Origin of the sequence: Streptomyces sp. NPDC059785 (assembly GCF_042732375.1) — a bacterium.
Lineage (GTDB): Bacteria > Actinomycetota > Actinomycetes > Streptomycetales > Streptomycetaceae > Streptomyces.
Window position 1 is genome coordinate 128,909 of the sequence record NZ_JBHWHV010000003.1, and the last position, 17,768, is coordinate 146,676.

Genomic DNA, 17,768 nt, shown 5'->3' on the forward strand with positions numbered 1-17,768 from the left:
CCGTAGGCCGGACGTAGTATCCGCGTATGAGTGACGGGTGCATGGCGTGCGATCTGATGTCCGGCCGGGCTCCGCTGCCGGGAGGCACCGTGCTGTCGACCGGTTCCTGGGTCGTCGAGCACTGCGTCGGACCGCTGGGGCTCGGCACCGTCGTGGTCAAGCCGGCCCGGCACGTGCTGCACGTCGCCGATCTGACGGCGCGGGAGACGGGCGAACTGGGGCCGCTGCTCCAGCGGGTGAGTGCCGCCGTCACCGAGGTGACCGAGCCGGAGCAGGTGTACGTGTGCCTGTGGTCGCACGCCGGCGGGGTCCCCGGCCATCTCCACTTCGTCGTCCAGCCGGTACGGGCGGCGGACCGGGCCCGCTTCGACGCCTTCGGCCCCGCGCTCCAGGTGGCCATGGGCCGGGCCGGTAACGTGCCCGAGACGGCGGAGACCGAGCGCGTCTGCGACCGGCTGAGGGAAGTCCTCGGCGCTCCCGGGCCCGTTCCCGATCCCGACCCCGAGCCCGCCTCCGGTCCTGGCCCCGCCCCCGTCACCTAGCCGGGCGATCGCCCGCCCCCGACCCCGGCCCCGGGTTCTGTTCGAGCTGCGAGGCGATCACCGCCGCCTGGACGCGGCGCTGCACCCCCAGCTTGGCCAGCAGCCGGGAGATGTGGTTCTTGACCGTCTTCTCCGACAGATACAGCTTCTCGCCGATCTCACGGTTCGTCAGCCCGTCGCCGATCAGGGCGAGGATGTCCCGCTCACGGGGGGACAGGCCCGCCAGCTCGGAGGGCACGGCCGGGGGCTGGGCGGGGTCCGCGCGCAGCGAGCGCATCAGCCGGGCCGTGGTCGCGGGGTCCAGCATCGACTGGCCCGAGGCGACGGTGCGCACCGCCGAGACCAGGTCGGAGCCCTTGATCTGCTTGAGGACGTAACCCGAGGCACCGGCCATGATCGCATCGAGCAGGGCCTCCTCGTCGTCGAACGACGTCAGCATCAGACAGGCCAGCTCCGGCATTCTGCTGCGCAGTTCCCGGCAGACCGAGATGCCGTCGCCGTCGGGCAGCCGGATGTCGAGGACGGCGACGTGCGGGCGCAGGGCCGGACCGCGGACGAGGGCGTGTTCGGCGGTGTCGGCGTCGCCGACCACCGTGATGTCCGGCTCGGAGTCGAGCAGGTCGGCCAGACCGCGCCGGACGACCTCGTGGTCGTCCAGCAGGAACACCCTGATGGGGTGCTCCGCGGTGAAGGCGGGTGTCTCGGTCATCTGGACCCCTCGTTCTCCCCGTGAGGTTCGGGCTTGCGGGCTCTCGGAAAGGATCATCACCCGAGGCGACCGGATGCACCAGGGCCGGTCGGCCCCCCTGGCCACCCGCGTATGGTGCGGCGTGCCCGCCCGTGCGTGGTGCGTGCCGCCCGCTCAGACGGGGCTGCCCGCGCCGTACGGTGCGTACAGGTCCAGCAGTCGCGTCCGCGCCGAGCGGAGCCGGTGCGCCAGCACCTGACCCACCCACTGGCCGATCTCACGGCCCAGGACGGGATCGTCCTCGCACGCGGCGCGGACGGCCGCCGCGTCGAACCGGTGGGCCCGTACCGGTGTCGTCGCCGTGGCGCCCAAGTGCCAGGTGTGCGGGGCGAAGAGCCAGGACCAGCCGACCAGGTCGTTGTGGCCCAGACTCTCGATGACCGCCGGACGCCGGCCGGGCACCCGCATGTCCAGCTCGACCACGCCGGTGCGGATGATCCAGAAACGGTCGGCGCGCGCACCTTCGAGGAACAGGCGCGTCCCCTGCGGAATGGACACTTCCCGGGCCAGAGCCATGAGCCGTTCGCGGTGTTCGGCGGGCAGGGAGCGGATCGTGGTGAGGGCGGGCGGGGCGTTCACGGCGTGCCTCCTGCGTCGGATCGTACGGACTGCCACGGCCAGCGTGGGCCGGGCGGCCGGAGCGGAACAGGGGCCACTCGGCCCGTCGGCCGGGCCACTCGGGCACGGGACTTCGGGGCCGCGCGGCGGGGAATGGCCGGTCGGCCGCGGCACGGGACCAGTGGCCCCGGGAGGGGACCATTGGCCCCTGCACCCGCCGCCCCGCCGACGGGACGCTGGGAGCGGATCCCTCCTCGGATCCCCCCTTCGAGGTGAAGGACCGTGGTGCGCACCATCACCGTAGGTTTCGACGGTTCGCCGGAGAGCCGGGCCGCCGCCGAGTGGGCGGCCCGCGAGGCGAAGTCGCGCGGTCTGCCGTTGAAGCTCCTCCAGGTCTGGGAGCCGGTGCCCGACCCCGTGGCCCAGGCCCCGCTGCTCGGGGCCGAGACGCGGCAGCAGTGGACCGGGCGCACCGCCCGCGGTTCCGCCGCGGGACTGCGGCTGCGCCACACCGGCCTGGAGGTGACGGGCGAGCATGTCACGGGGCGTGCGGGCGAGGCGCTGTGCGAGGCGGCGAGAACGACGGAGCTGTTGGTCGTGGGCTCGCGCGGGCTCGGCGGCGTCGCCGGTTTCCTGCTCGGCTCCGTCGGCCTGGCCGTCGTCGCGCGCACCGAATGCCCGGTGGTGCTGGTCCGCGAGGGCGAACAGGCCGCCGACGAGCACGAGCCGGACCCGGCGGGCGTCCCGTCCGTCGAGGCGTCGTTCCGGCCCGTCGTGCTCGGCCTCGACGTCGCGCACGCGGACGGCGCGCTGCTGGAGTTCGCCTTCGCCGCCGCCGTACGCAGAGCCGCGCCGCTGCGTGTCGTGCACGCCTGGAACCCGCCGCCCTCCTACGCCTACGCGCTCCCGGCCGACCCGGAACTGCACGGTGAGCTCGCGAGGCGCGCGGCGGCGGCGCTGACCGAGGCCCTCGTCCCGTGGCGGCGGAAGTACCCGGACGTGGAGATCGTCGAGGAGTGCCGCTACGGCAGCCCCGCGGTCGTCCTGGCCGAGGCGTCCCGCGCGGCCTCGCTGGTCGTCGTCGGCCGCCGGATCCGCCACCGCCCGCTCGGCGCGCACATCGGGCACGTCACCCACGCCGTCCTGCACCACGCCACCGCCCCCGTCGCCGTCGTCGCCCACGACTGACACGTCACCCCACCCGAGGAGTCACCCATGGAAGCCATCAGAGAAGCGGCCGCACGAGCCCCGGGCGGCGGCCCGGTCGTCCGCAAGCCTCCCGGCGCGGGACGGTGAGGGCGATGGGATCGCCGCTCGTCGTGGGCGTCGACGGCTTCGAGCCCAGTCTGCGCGCCGTCGACTGGGCGGCCGACGAGGCCGCCCGGCGCGAGCTGCCGCTCCGGCTGGTGCACGCCGCGCCGGAGGATCACCGCCAGGACATCGAGCGCACGGACCACTTGACCCGGTCACCGGGAACGGGACGGGCCGAGGACATCCTCGACGCCGCCGCGCGCCGTGCCCACCGCCGCCAGGCCGGCGTCAAGGTCACCACGGACGTCCTGCCCGGTGAACCCGGGCACGCCCTGGTGCGGGCCGGGCACGACGCCTCGGCCCTCGTCCTCGGCACCCGGGGCCGCAACGGCCTCGCGGAGCTGCTGCTCGGCTCCGTCAGCCTGGCCGTGGCGGCCCGCGCGGACTGCCCGGTGATCGTGCTGCGCGGCGACCGGACCCGCGCCGGGGCGCACGGCCGCGTCCTCCTCGGCGTCGGGGAGCACCCGGCGGACTCGGCGGCGGCCCGCTTCGCGCTGCGCCAGGCCGAGTCGCGCGGCGTCCGCCTGGAGGCCGTACGGGCCTGGCGTTGTCCCGCGCACGAGAGCACCGACCACCCGCTGCTCGTGGGGGAGCCGGCCCGGCTGCACGAGCAGCGGGCCGCCGAGACGCTGGAGGAGGCGCTGCGCGACGCACCGGCACGGGTACGGGTGCACCGGCGCACCGCCGAAGGCGCGGCGGGCCATGTCCTCCTGGCCGCGTCGCACGACGCGGACCTGCTGGTCGTCGGCGCCCGGCGCGGCCCGGGAGACAGCGGCCCGCGGCTCGGCGGCGTGGTCCACGCGGTCCTGCACCACGCCGCCTGCCCGGTCGCCGTCGTACCCGAGCGGGCGTGAGCGGGATGCCCGGCCGGAGAACCGGGCACGGGCCGGCGGACCGGGTGTCCCAGCGGCTCGCCGCCCACCATCTGCTCGACGCCGGACCGGCCGTACCGGGACCGCTCCGGCCGTGCCGCCGCCGCCCGGCGCCACGACCACGCCGTCCGGCACGGTCGTCCGCGACGACCTGAACCGCTGCCGCCGCCCGGCCGCGCGGACCGTGATGCGAAGTACGAGAGGCGAGGAAGGAGGCGTACGGACATGACCGGTTCCGTCCTGGTCACGTACGGCACGACGAACGGATCGACGGCACGGATCGCCGAGGCCGTCGCGGACGTCCTGCGCAAGGCAGGACTGACGGTGGAGACGCTGCCCGCCCGCTCCGTCGAGGGGGTGGCGGCATACGGCGCCGTGGTGGTCGGCGGCGCCCTGTACACCGGCCGCTGGCACCGGGACGCCCGGCGCTTCGTCCGCCGCTACGGCGGTGAACTCGGCGTCCGGCCGCTGTACTTCTTCAGCAGCGGGCCGCTCGACCCGTCGGCCTCGGAGCGGGAGATCCCGCCCGTGCGCGGTGTGCGGCGGGCGATCGCCCGGCTGGACGTCAGGGAGCACGTCACCTTCGGCGGCTGTCTCGAAGAGGGCGCGAAGGGCCGGACGGCCCGGATGATCCTGCGCTCCGGGAAGGGCGGCGACTTCCGGGACTTCACCGCGATCGAGAGGTGGGCGGAGCGCGTCGCGGGCGAACTGACGCGCACGTAGCCCGGCCTCCCGCCGACCGGTCCCAGGGCCCCGCCCGGCCCTGGGACCTTTTCACCGCCTCATCGGTACGCCGGCTCACCGCCTCATCAGTTCTTCAGTACGCCGGCTCACCGGCTCGTCAGTACGCCGGCGACTCGCAGTCCGTGCCCGCGGTCCGGCCGGTCCCGGGGGCGGCGGTCAGCCTGATGCCCGTCACCAGATGGGGGCGGATACGGACGGCGACGTCCATGACCTCGTCCACCCAGGGGACCAGCATCGCCTTGAACCGCGCGCGTTCCCTGGGATCGGTCACCAGATGCGCGTAGCCGGTGACCACCACGCTCCAGCCGAGGTGGGTGTCGGGGTCGATGGCGTCGGCCTCGTAGGCGACGACGACCCCGGCGCCGTCGGCCTGCCGGGCGTGCGGGGTCAGAGCGGCGCCCTCGTGGGTGCGGATGACGATGTCGCCGTCGACCAGCACGTGGTTGACCGGGCGGACGGTCGGCAGCGCGTGCCGGGTGAAGACGATCCGGCCCAGCGGCACACTGCCCAGCAGCCGCAGCGCCTCGCCGCTGTCCAGCCTGCTGCTCCTGCGCCGGCCGGCGGGTGCGGACGGCTTCTCGTGGTCGATCATGGCGCAATCCCCTACGTATGAGACTCGCGGCCGCCTGTCCCGGCGGCCGAGGGCGGCCGTCCGCCGCACCCGCGGGATACGGCGGTACGGCGACTGCACGCGGTACGGGCGGAGCGGCACCGCGGGGGACCGGCGCCGCTCCTGGCTCCACTGTCCCCCGCACCGTCCCCCCGCGCTGGTGCCGTTGGTCCCGGCCGTGGTGCCGGTCGGCCCTCACGCGTGGCGCGTTGTGCGCGGGCGGGGGCGGCGGGCCGGCCGCCCGGCTTGATCCGGTACCTTCGCCGGGCGGCGGCCACTACCGTGAGCCGTGCGGGGACCGGCCGGCCGGTGTCCGCGTGTCTAGGGGGAGCTGGAGGAGGGCGGGTGGAAGGCCGTGAGGAAGTCCGGGTACCGCTGCCGCACCTGAGGCTGGACGATCTGCTGGACGAGCTCCAGACCAGACTCGACGCCGCCCGCGGTACCCGCGACCGGGTGCACAGCCTGCTGGAGGCGGTCCTCGCGGTGGGCCGCGAACTGGACCTGGAGCAGGCGCTGCGCTCCATCGTGGAGGCCGCCGCGGCGCTGGTCGACGCCGAGTACGCCGCGCTCGGCGTGATCGGCCCCGACGGCAGGCGCCTGTCCGCGTTCCACACCGTCGGGGTCACCGAGGAGCAGATCGCCCGCATCGGCCCCTACCCCGAGGGCCACGGCATCCTCGGGGAGCTGATCCGGCACCCGGAGCCGCTGCGCCTCGCGAAACTCTCCCAGCACCCGGCCTCGTACGGCTTCCCGGAGCACCACCCGCCGATGAACACCTTCCTCGGTGTCCCGATCCGGGTGCGCGACCAGGTCTTCGGCAATCTGTACCTGACCGAGAAACGGGGCGGGGCGCAGTTCGACGAGGAGGACGAGTCGGTCCTCGCGACGCTGGCCGTGGCCGCCGGTGTCGCCATCGACAACGCCCGCCTCTACGCCAAGTCCCGGCTGCGCGAACGCTGGTTGCAGGCCAACGCGGAGATCACCCACCGGCTGATGTCCGGCGGCGAACGCGCCGAGGTCCTCGGCCTGATCGCCGAGCGCGCCCGGGACATCGCGGGCGCCGCCCTGGCCGTGGTCGCCATGCCGGTCAAGGACACGGCCTCCCTCACGGTGGAACTGGCCCTCGGCCAGGGGGCGGAGAGCCTGCGCGGCCTCGTGCTGCCCGTCGAGGGCAGCCTGATCGGCGAGGTGTTCACCCGGGCCACCGCCGCCACCAGCACCGACGTCACCCGGGACGAACGGGTCCCGGCGGGGCCCGAACGGTTCACCGGCCTCGGCCCGGCCGTGGCCGTGCCCATCGGGTCCGGCCCCGACGGCGTACGCGGTGTCGTCCTGCTGGTGCGGCAGGCCGGGCAGCCGCCGTTCACGGACAAGGAGTCCGAGCCCCTCCAGGTGTTCGCGGCGCAGGCGGCCATCGCGATGGAACTGGCCGAACGCCGGCGGGACGCCGAGGAGATCGCGGTGCTGAAGGACCGCGACCGCATCGCCAGGGACCTGCACGATCTGGCCATCCAGCGGCTGTTCGCCACCGGTATGACGTTGCAGAGCGCCGGACGCTTCATCGAGCACGCGGAGGCCTCGGAGCGGGTGCTGCGCGCCGTCGACGACCTCGACGAGACCATCAAAATCATCAGGTCCGCCATCTTCGGGCTGCGGACGCGTGACGGTACGGCCGACAGCGGACTGCGCGCCCGCGCCGTACGGCTGGTCGGCGAGGCCGCGCCGGTCCTCGGCTTCGCCCCCAGCGTCCGCATGGAGGGGCTGATCGACACCGACGTGCCCAGGGAGATCGCCGACCACGTGGTCGCCGTGCTGTCCGAGGCGCTGACCAATGTCGTCCGGCACGCGCGCGCCCACCGCGCGGAGGTGGCGCTGACCACCGACGGACGCGAACTGCGGCTGACGGTGGGCGACGACGGCGTGGGCATCGCACCGGACGTCCACCGCAGCGGCCTGCACAACATGGCGGAGCGGGCCGGGCAGCTCGGCGGCCGGCTCGAGGTGGACAGCCCGGCCGGCGGCGGTACGACGCTGGTGTGGCGGGTACCGGTGACGCGGCCGCGGAACCCCGCGTGACGGTGCCGGACGGGGGCTGAACGGCCCGGCGGGCGGACCCGGACGGCATCTTCCCGGCCTCCGGCCGCCGCGCGACGCTGGGAGCGACCGAGAAGTCCAGGACACCGGAGGTGTCGTGATGCTGCCGCCCGTTGCCGTCGGAGTCGACGGATCCGCCGAGAGCCTGGCCGCCGCCGGATGGGCGGCACGCGAGGCCGTACGGCGAGGGACCCGGCTCCGCCTGGTCCAGGTCACCGACCGGACGGCGCGCGGCAGGCGCGACGAGAGCGCGGGCGCGGCAGGACGGCGCGTGCTGCGTGAGGCGGAGGCACACGTCCGCGCCGGGTGCCAGGACGTCCGCGTCGAAGCGGAACAGGCGGCGGGCCCGGTGACCGGCACCCTGCTGGAGGCGGCCGGACAGGCCGGCCTGCTGGTGCTGGGATCGCGTGGACTGAGCGGCTTCACCGGCTTCCGCGTCGGTTCCGTCGCGCTCGGGGTGGTGTCGCGGGCCGTGCGTCCGGTCGTCCTGGTGCGGGCGGGCGAGACCCCGGAGGACGAGCACCTGCCCGCGGCCGACGGCAGCGGCTCGGTCCGTACCCGCCACCGTGACGTGGTGCTCGCCCTGGACGTCGGCGACCCCTGCGACGAGGTCGTCGACTTCGCCTTCGAGACGGCCCGGCTGCGCCACGCCCGGCTGCGCGTCGTCCACGCCTGGCGCGCGCCCGGCCCGCTCGGCCTGGGCGCGGGCGACATCGGTCTGGTCGACGGTCCGCGGCAGGCCGGTGAATGGCTGGGGTTCCTGGAGGCCGTGCTCGAGGTGTGGCGCGAGAAGTACCCGGACGTGGAGGTCGCGCCGACCGTGGTGGCGGACCGGCCCGCGACGGCCGTGGCGCGGGCCGCGAGCGGGGCGGGCCTGCTGGTCGTCGGCCGCCGCCGCCCCGAGGACCCGCACAGCCCCCGCCTGGGCCTCGTCACTCACGCCGCCGTCCGCCACGCGGACTGCCCGGTGGCGGTCGTGCCCCACGGGTGACCCGGCGTGCCGGTCGCGGGTCCGGGCGGGGGTCAGTTGTCGGGGGTGTGCGGGGCGAGGCCGTAGGCGATGCCGGTGTCCGGGTCGGTGTCGTATCCGGCGTGGATGGTGAGCTCGTTGGCGTTGTCCTCGAAGTGGCGGTCGTGCCCCACGGGTGACCCGGCGTGCCGGTCGCGGGTCCGGGCGGGGGTCAGTTGTCGGGGTGTGCGGGGCGAGGCCGTAGGCGATGCCGGTGTCCGGGTCGGTGTCGTATCCGGCGCGGATGGTGATCCGTGGGCGTGTTCCTGAAGTGGTGGTCGTGTCCTAAGGGTGACCCGGCGTGCCGGTCGCGGGTTCGGGCGGGGGTCAGTTGTCGGGGGTGTGCGGGGCGAGGGCGTAGGCGATGCCGGTGTCCGGGTCGGTGTCGTATCCGGCCTGGAAGGCGAGCTCGTAGGCGTCGTCCCCGATGGCGGCGCGGGCCTGTGCCTCGCTGGCCGCGCGGGCGGCCATCAGGTCGGGGGAGCCCAGCTGCGGGGTACCGACCGTCCGCCAGACCCGGTCCGCGACGCCGAGGATACGGGCCCCCCGCTCGGCGTGCCCCGAGGCGATCGTCGCGGCGGCGAGCAGATCGGTGGTGACGGCGATGCCGGTCCTGTCGTGCAGGCGCTGCTTGCCGTCGATGGCGGTGCGGGCATGGGCGGCGGCCTCCTTCAGCCGCCCCTGTCCCAGTTCGGCGAGGGCACAGACGTAGTCGCCGTACGTGCGGACCCAGGTCTCGCCGAGGCGGGCGCATTCGGCGCGGCCGGTCCTGGCGTCCACCGCGGCGTCGGCGAACCGGCCGAGGTGGACGAGAGCGAACGCACGGGCCATCCGGGCCAGGAACCAGGCCGCGTCGTACCGCCCGCCGGCCGGGCGGCCGCGCAGGACGGGGTCGAGCAGCGCGAGCACCGGTGACTGCCGGCCGAGCACCGTGAGACTGGCGGCCTCCAGGACCGCGGCGGCCACGGCGGCGGTCTCGTCGGGGTCGTCCGCCACGCTCGTACGGAACTCCTCGGCGAGGCGCAGGCTGGTCCCGGTGTCGCCGTGGGCGAAGGCGGCCATGCCGCAGGACCACAGGGCCTTGGCGCGCAGCGGCCCGGGGGCGTCCAGGGCGAGTGCCTGCTCCAGGTAGTGCTGGCCCTCCTTGCCGAAGCCGCAGCCGTACCAGAAGAACCACAGGGTTCCGCCCAGGTCCAGCGCGGCCGGTCCGTCCTTCTCGGCGAGGCAACGGGCCAGCGCGACGCGGAGGTTGGCGTGCTCGACGACCGTCCGCTCGTACCAGGTGATCTGGTCCGGGCCCATCCACGCCGCCTCCGCCTCGTGGGCCAGCGCCTGGTAGTACCGCCGGTGCCGGTGGCGCACCGCGTCCTGTTCACCCAGGCCGTGCAGCCAGAAGGCACCGAACTCACGGAGGGTGTCCAGCATCCGGTACCGCTCGCCGCCCCCGGTGGGCACCCACTCCAGGACGGAACTCTGCACGAGCGCGGCCAGCAGCCCCGGCACCTGTTCCGCGGGCAGGCTCTCGTCGGCCAGCACCCGGCAGGCGGCCGTCGCGTCGAACGACCCGGCGAACACCGACAGCCGTGCCCACACCAGCCGTTCGGCCGGGGTGCACAGCTGGTGGCTCCAGCCGATGGCGGTGCGCAGCGCCTGGTGCCAGGGCGGTTCCGCCTCGCAGTCCTCGTCGCTGGTGTCGCCCAGGACGGCGTAGCGGTCGGCGAGCCGCCGGTTCAGCTCGGACAGGGGCAGCTCGCGCAGCCGCGCCGCGGCCAGTTCGATGGCCAGCGGCAGCCCTTCCAGTCGGCGGCACAGGGCGTTCACACCGGCCCGGTTGGTGTCGGTGACGGTGAAGCCGGGCACCGCCAGGGCGGCGCGGTCGGCCAGCAGCACCACCGCGTCCGCCTCCGTCCCGTCCGCCTCCGGGGCGTCGTCGGCGGCCAGCGGGAGCGGATCGAGGGCGAGCACCTCCTCGGTGGCGAAGCCCAGCGGGCGGCGGCTGGTGGTCAGGACGCGCAGGCCCGGCGCCACGGCCAGCAGCGCCGCCACCGCCTCCCGGCAGTCCTCGACGAGATGCTCGCAGGTGTCCAGGACGAGCAGGGTGTCCCGGCCGGTGAAGTACTCGGCGATCACGTCGAGCATGGGCCGGTTGGTCTGGTCGGCCAGCGGCAGCGCGTCGGCGATCGCGTAGGGCAGCGCCTGGCCGTCGCTCAGCGGGGACAGCTCCACCCACCACGCCCCGTCGGCGAACCGCGGCTGGAGTTCGCTCGCCGCCTGCCGTGCCAGCCGGGTCTTGCCCACCCCGCCGACCCCGGTCAGCGTCACCAGCCGCGACCGCCGTACCGTCCGTGTCACCTGCGCCAGTTCCGACCGCCGCCCGACCAGCCGGTTCACCTCGTCCGGCAGGTTCCCCACCCGCCGTGGCTCCAGCGTCATCCCGGTCATCCCCTTCCCCGTACCACCCCGAGTTCCGCCTGTGTGCCCTCCGGTGCTAGCAGATGCGGGGTGCCGCGCGCGGCAGTTCGGCGGTACCGGGCACGGGGCGTGCCGGGGGTGGAAGAGTGCCGCGCTACAGCGGACCGGTGGAGTCGCGGGGAGGCGGGTCCCGATGGACGAGGCCGAGGGGGACGAGTGTGCGCGGACCGCGGCCGACTGCTGCCGATGGCCGAGGCGTCCCTCGTGCTGTCGGTCCGCGCCTGCCCCGCCGCGGGCGCCCGGCTCGGCGGTGATCTGTACGAGGCCTTACGCACCGCCGCCGGGCCGCGTCTGATCATCGGCGACGTCCGGGGGCACGGCACCGCCGCCGCTCCGCTGGCCGCCGAAGTGCTCGGCGCGGCCCGCTCCCTGGCCGTCACCGAGGCCGACCCGGTCCGGCTGGCGAGGGCCCTCGACGACCGGATCGCACCGGTCCTGGGCGCGGAGGACTTCGTCACCCTCCTCGTCGCCGACTTCCGCCCGCACGAGGTCCGCCTGGTCAACTGCGGTCACCCGCCGCCCCTGCGCATCGCCCGCCGCCTCGAACAACTCTTCCCCCCACAGATCTCACCGCCCCTCGGCCTGGGACCCGACCCCTGCCTCCAGCGCGTCTGCTTCCTCCCGGACCAGCGGCTGCTGCTGCACACCGACGGCCTCACCGAGGCCCGCGATCCGGACGGCGTCTTCTTCCCCCTCGACGCCCGCGCCCGCACCGCGCTGCGGGCCCCCACCCTCGACCAGGCCCTCGACGACCTGCTCGCCCTCCTGCACGCACACACGGAGAACGCCTCCGTGGCCGACGACCTCACCCTGGTCCTGGCCCAGCCGACGCCCGTCACCGGGGCGTGAGCAGAGGCGCGCGGGGGAGGACGACGGCCGGAGCGGACGGGCTGGCATACTCCCGGTCATGGGCGCTGGAGTGACGGAGGAGAGCGGGCGGGCAGACGCGGAGGGCGGCATACCGGACCCGTCCCTGTCCCTTCGAGGGGTCACGCACGCCGCCGGCTGGACGCTGCGTCCCGCGGTGGCCGCCGACCTGGAGGCGCTCGTCGAGCTGCGTGCCGTGGTCATGCGCCCGGACCTGGAACGGCTCGGACGTTACGACGAGCACCGGGTGCGGCAGCGGCTGCGGGACCGCTTCGCCCCGGGGGAGACCTCGGTCGTCATGGCCGGCGGCGCTCTCGCGGGCTGCGTCGCGGTCCGCCCCGCAGGTGACCGGCAATGGCTCGAGCACTTCTACCTCGCGCCGTCCCACCAGGGCCGGGGACTGGGCTCCGCCGTCCTGCGTACGCTCCTCGCACGGACGGACGCGCGGGGCGTGACCGTCGCGCTCAACGTCCTCCAGGGCAGCGCGGCCCGCCGGCTCTACGAGCGCCACGGCTTCGTGACCGAGACCGAGGACCCGGTCGACGTCCTCATGGTGCGCGAGCCGGGGGCGGGCGTTCGCACCCGCCCGTGACCGCGCCGCTCACACCGCCACGACCTCCACACCCCCGTCCCTGATCATGGCCAGCGACTCCGCCGGGGCGTCGGTGTCGGTGATGAAGCAGTCGATGTCGGACAGCGGGCAGATCCGGGCGAAGGCCCGTGCCGTGAGCTTGGTGCTGTCGGCGACGACGATCACCTTCCGGGCCTGACGCGCCATCAACTTGTTGATGCGCGCCTCCTCTTCGTCCAGCGCCTTGGCTCCGTACGCGGGGTCGAAGGCGTCGACGCCGAGCACCGCGTGGTCGAGATCCATCTGGGCGAGGGTGTCAAAGGCGAGCGGCCCGGTCAGCTCGAAGGACTGAAGCCGTGAGACCCCGCCGGTCACCACGAGCTTCACGTGCCGGCGGACGGTGAGCTCGCCCGCGATGTTGATGGCGTTGGTGACGATGGTCAGCCGCTCGGGGCCCTGGGCGTACTCCGGGACCTCCCGTTCGGCGAGCGCCCTGGCCACCTCGGTGGTGGTCGTCCCGCCGTTGATGCCGACGATGTCGAAGGGTCCGACGAGAGCGGCGGCGGCCTGCCCGATGCGCTCCTTCTGCGATCCCCGGCTGGCCCGCCGGTAGCGGATGGGCAGGTCGTAGTTGACGGTGGTGGCCACGGCCCCGCCGCGGGTGCGGGTGACGAGCTGCTGCTCGTGCAGATGGTTCAGATCGCGTCTGATCGTGGTCGGCGAGACCCCGAACTGCCTGGCCAGACCGTCGACGTCGACATGTCCCGCGGCGGCCACCGCGTCGAGCAGCGCGTTGATGCGGGCGTAACGGTTCATGCGAATTCCCCCACGGTACGAACCTCCGACTGCGTTACCGGATCGTAGCAGTAGTGCACGCAAGTGCTCATTACTGCCATTGATCGAGCACTTGTAAGCACCTATCGTCATGGCAACCACGGCGGCGGGGCGGCCTGGTCACCAGCCCGATCGGGGCCCGATGCAGGGGAAATGCAGGGAGAACCACATGCGTAGTAGGAAGCTGACGGTCGCGGCGGGCGCCGCGGCGATGCTCATGTCGCTGGCGGCGTGCGGCGGCGGGGAGTCCACGTCGGCGGACGGCAAGGTGTCGCTGACCTACGGGGTCTGGGACGTCACCCAGGTACCGACCGTCAAGAAGATCATCGCGGCCTTCGAGAAGAAGAACCCGAAGATCGAGGTGACGGTGCAGCAGACGCCGTACGAGCAGTACTTCACCAAGCTGCAGACCGCGGCGGGCGGCGGCCAGGCACCGGACGTGTTCTGGATGAACGGCCCCAACTTCCAGCTCTACGCGTCCAACGGCATGCTCGAACCGCTGTCCTCCCTGAAGACCGACACCTCGGTGTACCCGGAGTCGCTGGTCGACCTGTACACGTACAAGGACGAGCTGTACGGGCTGCCGAAGGACATGGACACCGTCGGGCTCTGGTACAACAAGAAGCTCTTCGACGCGGCGGGTGTCGACTACCCCGACTCCGACTGGACCTGGAGCGACTTCCAGCAGGCGGCGAAGAAGCTCACCGACCCGGCCGAGGACGTCTACGGCATCGGCGCGACGCTGACCGGCCAGGAGGGCTGGTACGACACGATCGCCCAGGCGGGCGGCTCGGTGATATCGGCCGACGGCAAGAAGTCCGGGTACGGCGACGCCAGGACGATCGAGGGCCTGAAGTTCTGGACGGACCTGATCGACGACAAGGTGTCGCCGACGCTGAAGCAGATGACGGACACCCAGCCGATCGACATGTTCGAGTCCGGCAAGATCGCCATGTTCTGGGGCGGCTCCTGGGACGCCGTGCGCTTCGACGCCAACGACGCCATCAAGGACTCGGTCGACGTCAGCGTGCTGCCCGAGGGAGAGAAGCGGGCGACCGTCATCCACGGCGTCGCCAACGTCGTGTCCGCGAAGTCCTCGCACAAGACCGAGGCGGAGAAGTTCGAGCAGTTCCTCGGCTCGAAGGAGGCCGCCGAGATCGCCGCGAGCACCGGCACGGTCATCCCCGCCTACGACGGCACCCAGGACGCCTGGCTCAAGGCCCACCCGAAGCTCCACCTCCAGAACTTCCTCGACCAGCTCGACTACGCCGTCCCGCTGCCCGTCTCCGGCAACACCGCCGCGTGGAACACCCTGGAGCTCGCACAGCTCACCAAGGCGTGGAACGGCAGCGAGCCGGTCGACAAGGCCGCGAAGGAACTGGCGAAGCAGATGGACGCCGCCCTCGCCAAGGAGCAGGGGTGACGAGCACGGCAGCGGGCCCCCGGGCCGCCGGCGCCGTCCGCAGGGACGGCAGCGGCGGCAAGGGCGGCGGGAACGGCAAGGACGGCGCGGGGCCCGCGCCCGTACGCCGCAAAGGGCTCGGCCCGAAGACGGTGAACAGCCTGTGGGCCCTGTTCTTCCTCGGCCCCACGGCCGTCGGACTCGGGGTGTTCTACCTCTGGCCCACGGTGCAGACCTTCTACTACTCCTTCACCACCTGGGGCGCCTTCGGCGGGCACAGCTTCAGCGGCCTGGACAACTACCAGCGGATGCTGGACGACCCGGACCTGAGGTCGGCCCTGGTCAACACCCTGCTGTACACCCTGTTCGGACTGCTCGGCATCCCCGTCTCGCTGCTGCTGGCCTCCGTGCTCGCCCGGCCGGGACGCAAGGGCGTCAGCGTCTACCGCGCGCTGATGTTCCTGCCCGTGGTGACCATGCCGGCGGCCGTCGCCGCGATCTGGCGGTGGCTGTACAACGGCGACTACGGCATCGTGAACTTCCTGCTCGGCAAGGTCGGCGTGCACGGCACGTACTGGATCAGCGATCCGAAGACCGCGCTGGTCGCCGTGGCGGTGGTCGGCATCTGGTCCACGGTCGGCTACAACATGGTCATCCTGATGGCCGGTCTCCAGGCCCTGCCCCGGCACTTCTACGAGGCGGCCGAACTCGACGGCGCGGGCCCGGTACGGCAGTTCTTCTCCATCACCCTGCCGCTGCTCAGCCCCACGATGTTCTTCGTCTCGGTGACCTCGGTGATCGGCTCGTTGCAGACCTTCGACCTGGTCTACGTGATGGTCGGCAAGACCAACCCGGCGCTGCCGCAGACACGTTCGGTGCTCTACCTCTTCTACCAGGACGCCTTCCTCACCAACGACCGCGGCTACGCCGCCGCGCTGGCCTTCCTGCTGTTGGTGATCATCGTCCTCATCACGGCCGTGCAGTTCCGGCTCCAGAAGAAGTGGGTGCACTATGTCTGACGCCGTACGGACCGCGCCCGCCCGGCGCCGGCTGCGCTGGGGACCGATCGGCGCGCACGCCCTGCTGGTCGTCGCCGCCGTGGTGCTCGCGGGCCCCTTCCTGTGGCAGCTGCTGACCTCGTTCAAGACGCTCGGCGAGTCCACCCACGTACCGCTGACCTTCCTGCCGGAGAGCTGGCGCTTCTCCAACTACGGCGACGTCTTCGACGCCATGCCGTTCGGGCACATGCTGGCCAACAGCGTCCTCAACGCGCTGGCCCGCACCGCGGGACAGCTCCTGTTCTGCTCGATGGCCGCCTACGCCTTCGCCCGCCTGGAGTTCCCGGGCCGGAAGATCGCCTTCGGTGTCTTCCTGTCCGTCCTGCTCGTACCGAGCCAGCTCCTGATCATCCCGCAGTACGAGATCATCCAGAACCTGCACCTCCTCAACACTCTGCCCGCGCTGTTCCTGCCCGGCATGTTCAGCGCCTTCGGCACCTTCATGCTGCGCCAGTTCTTCCTCGGGCTGCCCAAGGAACTGGAGGAGGCGGCCCGGCTCGACGGGGCGGGACCGCTGCGGATCTTCTGGAGCGTCATGCTGCCGCTGGCCCGCCCCGGACTCGTCGCGCTGGGCATCCTGACCATGATCTGGTCCTGGAACGACCTGCTGTGGCCGCTCGTGGTCAACACCGACAGCTCCAAGATGACCCTCAGCGTCGGCCTCGCCTCGCTCCAGGGCACCTACCTGACCAACTACCCGGTCATCATGGCGGGTTCACTCCTTGCCACGCTGCCGGTGCTGCTCGTCTTCGTCATCCTCCAGCGCCGAGTGGTCGAGGGCATCGCCCTGTCCGGAACGAAGGGGTGAGCCATGCCCGTACCGTCATCCACCGAACTGCGCGTCGGCGTCGTCGGCGTCGGCCAGCGCGCGCTGCTCGCCACCCTGGCCGACCGCCCCGGCACCGCCCGCGTGGTCTCCTGCGCCGACCCGGCCGAACGCGGCCGCGCCGACGCCCGCCGGCTCTTCGGCCCCGGCGTCCGCGTCCACGAGGCGTACGAGGACATGCTCGCCGACGACCTCGACGCCGTGTTCGTCCTCACCCCCGACGACGCGCACACCGGCCCCGCCCTGTTCTTCCTCGAAGCGGGCGTCGCCGTCTTCGTCGAGAAGCCCCTCGCGGTCGACCTCGCCGACTGCGACCGCATGCTGACGACCGCCGCCCGCACCCGCACCCGGCTGTACGTCGGCCACAACCTGCGCCACCTGCCGGTCCTGCGCCGGATGCGGGCGCTGATCGACGCGGGCACGATCGGCCGGGTGCGCGCGGTGTGGTGCCGGCACTTCGTCGGCCACGGCGGCGACTACTACTTCAAGGACTGGCATGCTGAACGGGCCAGGACCGCCGGGCTGTTGTTGCAGAAGGGAGCACACGACCTCGACGCGATCCACTGGCTCGCGGGCGGCTACTCGCGCACGGTGACCGCCATGGGCGACCTCGCCGTGTACGGCGCCAATCCGCACCGCCGCACCGAGCCGCAGGGGCCGCAACGGGTCACGGACTGGTTCGACACCGGGGTCTGGCCGCCCGCGAACCTGCGCGACCTCAACCCCGTCATCGACGTGGAGGACATCAGCATGATGCTGACCCGCCTCGACAACGGCGTACTCACCAGCTACCAGCAGTGCCATTTCACCCCCGACTACTGGCGCAACTACACGGTCATCGGCGACGAGGGCCGGATGGAGAACTTCGGCGACGGCGTCGAGGGCGCCGAGCCGGTGATCAAGGTCTGGAACCTCGAACGCACCGGCTACCGGCCCGACGCCGATCTGACCCTGACGGTCGGCGAGGGCGCGACCGGCGAGCACGGGGGCGCCGACGAGGCCATCGTCGGCGAGTTCCTGCACTTCGTCGCCCACGGCGGCGCCACCGACACCTCGCCCGTCGCCGCCCGCGAAGCCGTCGCGGCGGGACTGGCCGCCACCACCTCCCTGCGCTCCGGCTCCACGCCCGTCGAGGTGCCCGCCCTCGACGCGGACACCGTCGGCTACTTCGCGGGCCACCAGGCGGGCTCCCGGGGCCCGGCCTCCCACGGCCCGGCCTCCCGGGCCCGCTGAAGCAGCCCCGTACCCGC

General features: G+C 73.2%; 17 protein-coding genes. 12 read left to right on the forward strand and 5 right to left on the reverse strand.

Annotated elements, in window-relative coordinates; all coding sequences use genetic code 11:
- The first annotated feature begins 26 nt into the window (after nt 1-26).
- Nucleotides 27-542 carry an HIT family protein gene (locus tag ACFV6E_RS03160; RefSeq protein ID WP_385167437.1) on the forward strand — a complete coding sequence of 172 codons (516 nt, stop codon included), beginning with the start codon at nt 27-29 and terminating at the stop codon, nt 540-542.
- Here the strand turns inward: ACFV6E_RS03160 and ACFV6E_RS03165 are convergent.
- Nucleotides 535-1,251 (reverse strand): response regulator, encoded by a 717-nt coding sequence (locus ACFV6E_RS03165; protein ID WP_385459060.1) that lies wholly within the window; start codon nt 1,249-1,251, stop codon nt 535-537. The genes ACFV6E_RS03160 and ACFV6E_RS03165 overlap by 8 nt on opposite strands.
- Before the next feature lie 153 nt (nt 1,252-1,404).
- A complete protein-coding gene (locus ACFV6E_RS03170) occupies nt 1,405-1,806 on the reverse strand; it encodes a cyclic nucleotide-binding domain-containing protein (protein WP_385167443.1) in 402 nt (133 codons plus the stop codon).
- Between the two features lie 324 nt (nt 1,807-2,130).
- Here ACFV6E_RS03170 and ACFV6E_RS03175 point away from each other — a divergent pair, with 324 nt between their 5' ends.
- The 3 genes from ACFV6E_RS03175 (at nt 2,131) to ACFV6E_RS03185 (ending at nt 4,754) form a co-directional block, all read left to right on the forward strand.
- Nucleotides 2,131-3,036, forward strand: coding sequence for a universal stress protein (locus tag ACFV6E_RS03175; protein ID WP_385167441.1), 906 nt, complete (start codon nt 2,131-2,133; stop codon nt 3,034-3,036).
- A 113-nt stretch (nt 3,037-3,149) separates the two neighbouring features.
- Nucleotides 3,150-4,013: a universal stress protein gene (locus tag ACFV6E_RS03180; RefSeq protein ID WP_385167442.1), complete on the forward strand. Its 864-nt coding sequence runs from the start codon at nt 3,150-3,152 to the stop codon at nt 4,011-4,013.
- Between the two features lie 243 nt (nt 4,014-4,256).
- Nucleotides 4,257-4,754, forward strand: coding sequence for a flavodoxin domain-containing protein (locus tag ACFV6E_RS03185; protein ID WP_385459062.1), 498 nt, complete (start codon nt 4,257-4,259; stop codon nt 4,752-4,754).
- 118 nt (nt 4,755-4,872) lie between these two features.
- On the opposite strand, the gene ACFV6E_RS03190 is transcribed toward ACFV6E_RS03185, so the two are convergent.
- Nucleotides 4,873-5,367: a pyridoxamine 5'-phosphate oxidase family protein gene (locus ACFV6E_RS03190; RefSeq protein ID WP_385175532.1), complete on the reverse strand. Its 495-nt coding sequence runs from the start codon at nt 5,365-5,367 to the stop codon at nt 4,873-4,875.
- Nucleotides 5,368-5,730: 363 nt separating this feature from the next.
- Between ACFV6E_RS03190 and ACFV6E_RS03195 the strand changes: the two genes are divergently transcribed.
- Both ACFV6E_RS03195 and ACFV6E_RS03200 read left to right on the forward strand, forming a co-directional pair.
- Nucleotides 5,731-7,461, forward strand: a complete 1,731-nt coding sequence (locus ACFV6E_RS03195; protein ID WP_385175534.1) for a GAF domain-containing protein — start codon at nt 5,731-5,733, stop codon at nt 7,459-7,461.
- Between the two features lie 118 nt (nt 7,462-7,579).
- Entirely contained in the window at nt 7,580-8,470 is an 891-nt protein-coding gene (locus tag ACFV6E_RS03200) for a universal stress protein (RefSeq protein WP_385459063.1), read from the forward strand.
- A 345-nt stretch (nt 8,471-8,815) separates the two neighbouring features.
- On the opposite strand, the gene ACFV6E_RS03205 is transcribed toward ACFV6E_RS03200, so the two are convergent.
- Nucleotides 8,816-10,921, reverse strand: coding sequence for an ATP-binding protein (locus ACFV6E_RS03205; protein ID WP_385459065.1), 2,106 nt, complete (start codon nt 10,919-10,921; stop codon nt 8,816-8,818).
- 195 nt (nt 10,922-11,116) lie between these two features.
- Here ACFV6E_RS03205 and ACFV6E_RS03210 point away from each other — a divergent pair, with 195 nt between their 5' ends.
- Nucleotides 11,117-11,809, forward strand: a complete 693-nt coding sequence (locus ACFV6E_RS03210; protein WP_385459067.1) for a PP2C family protein-serine/threonine phosphatase — start codon at nt 11,117-11,119, stop codon at nt 11,807-11,809.
- Nucleotides 11,810-11,867: 58 nt separating this feature from the next.
- Complete coding sequence (locus ACFV6E_RS03215) at nt 11,868-12,419, forward strand: GNAT family N-acetyltransferase (protein WP_385459069.1); 552 nt, start codon at nt 11,868-11,870, stop codon at nt 12,417-12,419.
- Between the two features lie 9 nt (nt 12,420-12,428).
- Here the strand turns inward: ACFV6E_RS03215 and ACFV6E_RS03220 are convergent, their stop codons facing one another.
- Complete coding sequence (locus ACFV6E_RS03220) at nt 12,429-13,214, reverse strand: DeoR/GlpR family DNA-binding transcription regulator (RefSeq protein ID WP_385459071.1); 786 nt, start codon at nt 13,212-13,214, stop codon at nt 12,429-12,431.
- Nucleotides 13,215-13,401: 187 nt separating this feature from the next.
- On the opposite strand from ACFV6E_RS03220, the gene ACFV6E_RS03225 reads away from it, so the two are divergent.
- The 4 genes from ACFV6E_RS03225 to ACFV6E_RS03240 are packed head-to-tail and all read left to right on the forward strand — an operon-like array spanning nt 13,402 to nt 17,751.
- On the forward strand, nt 13,402-14,655 hold the full coding sequence (locus ACFV6E_RS03225) for an ABC transporter substrate-binding protein (RefSeq protein WP_385175550.1): 1,254 nt from the start codon (nt 13,402-13,404) through the stop codon (nt 14,653-14,655).
- Nucleotides 14,652-15,653, forward strand: coding sequence for a carbohydrate ABC transporter permease (locus tag ACFV6E_RS03230; protein ID WP_385175553.1), 1,002 nt, complete (start codon nt 14,652-14,654; stop codon nt 15,651-15,653). Before ACFV6E_RS03225 ends, ACFV6E_RS03230 begins: the two co-directional genes overlap by 4 nt.
- Nucleotides 15,646-16,500 (forward strand): carbohydrate ABC transporter permease, encoded by an 855-nt coding sequence (locus ACFV6E_RS03235; protein WP_385175556.1) that lies wholly within the window; start codon nt 15,646-15,648, stop codon nt 16,498-16,500. The genes ACFV6E_RS03230 and ACFV6E_RS03235 overlap by 8 nt, the downstream gene beginning before the upstream one ends.
- Nucleotides 16,501-16,503: 3 nt before the next feature.
- Nucleotides 16,504-17,751, forward strand: coding sequence for a Gfo/Idh/MocA family protein (locus tag ACFV6E_RS03240; RefSeq protein ID WP_385175559.1), 1,248 nt, complete (start codon nt 16,504-16,506; stop codon nt 17,749-17,751).
- Nucleotides 17,752-17,768 lie beyond the last annotated feature (17 nt).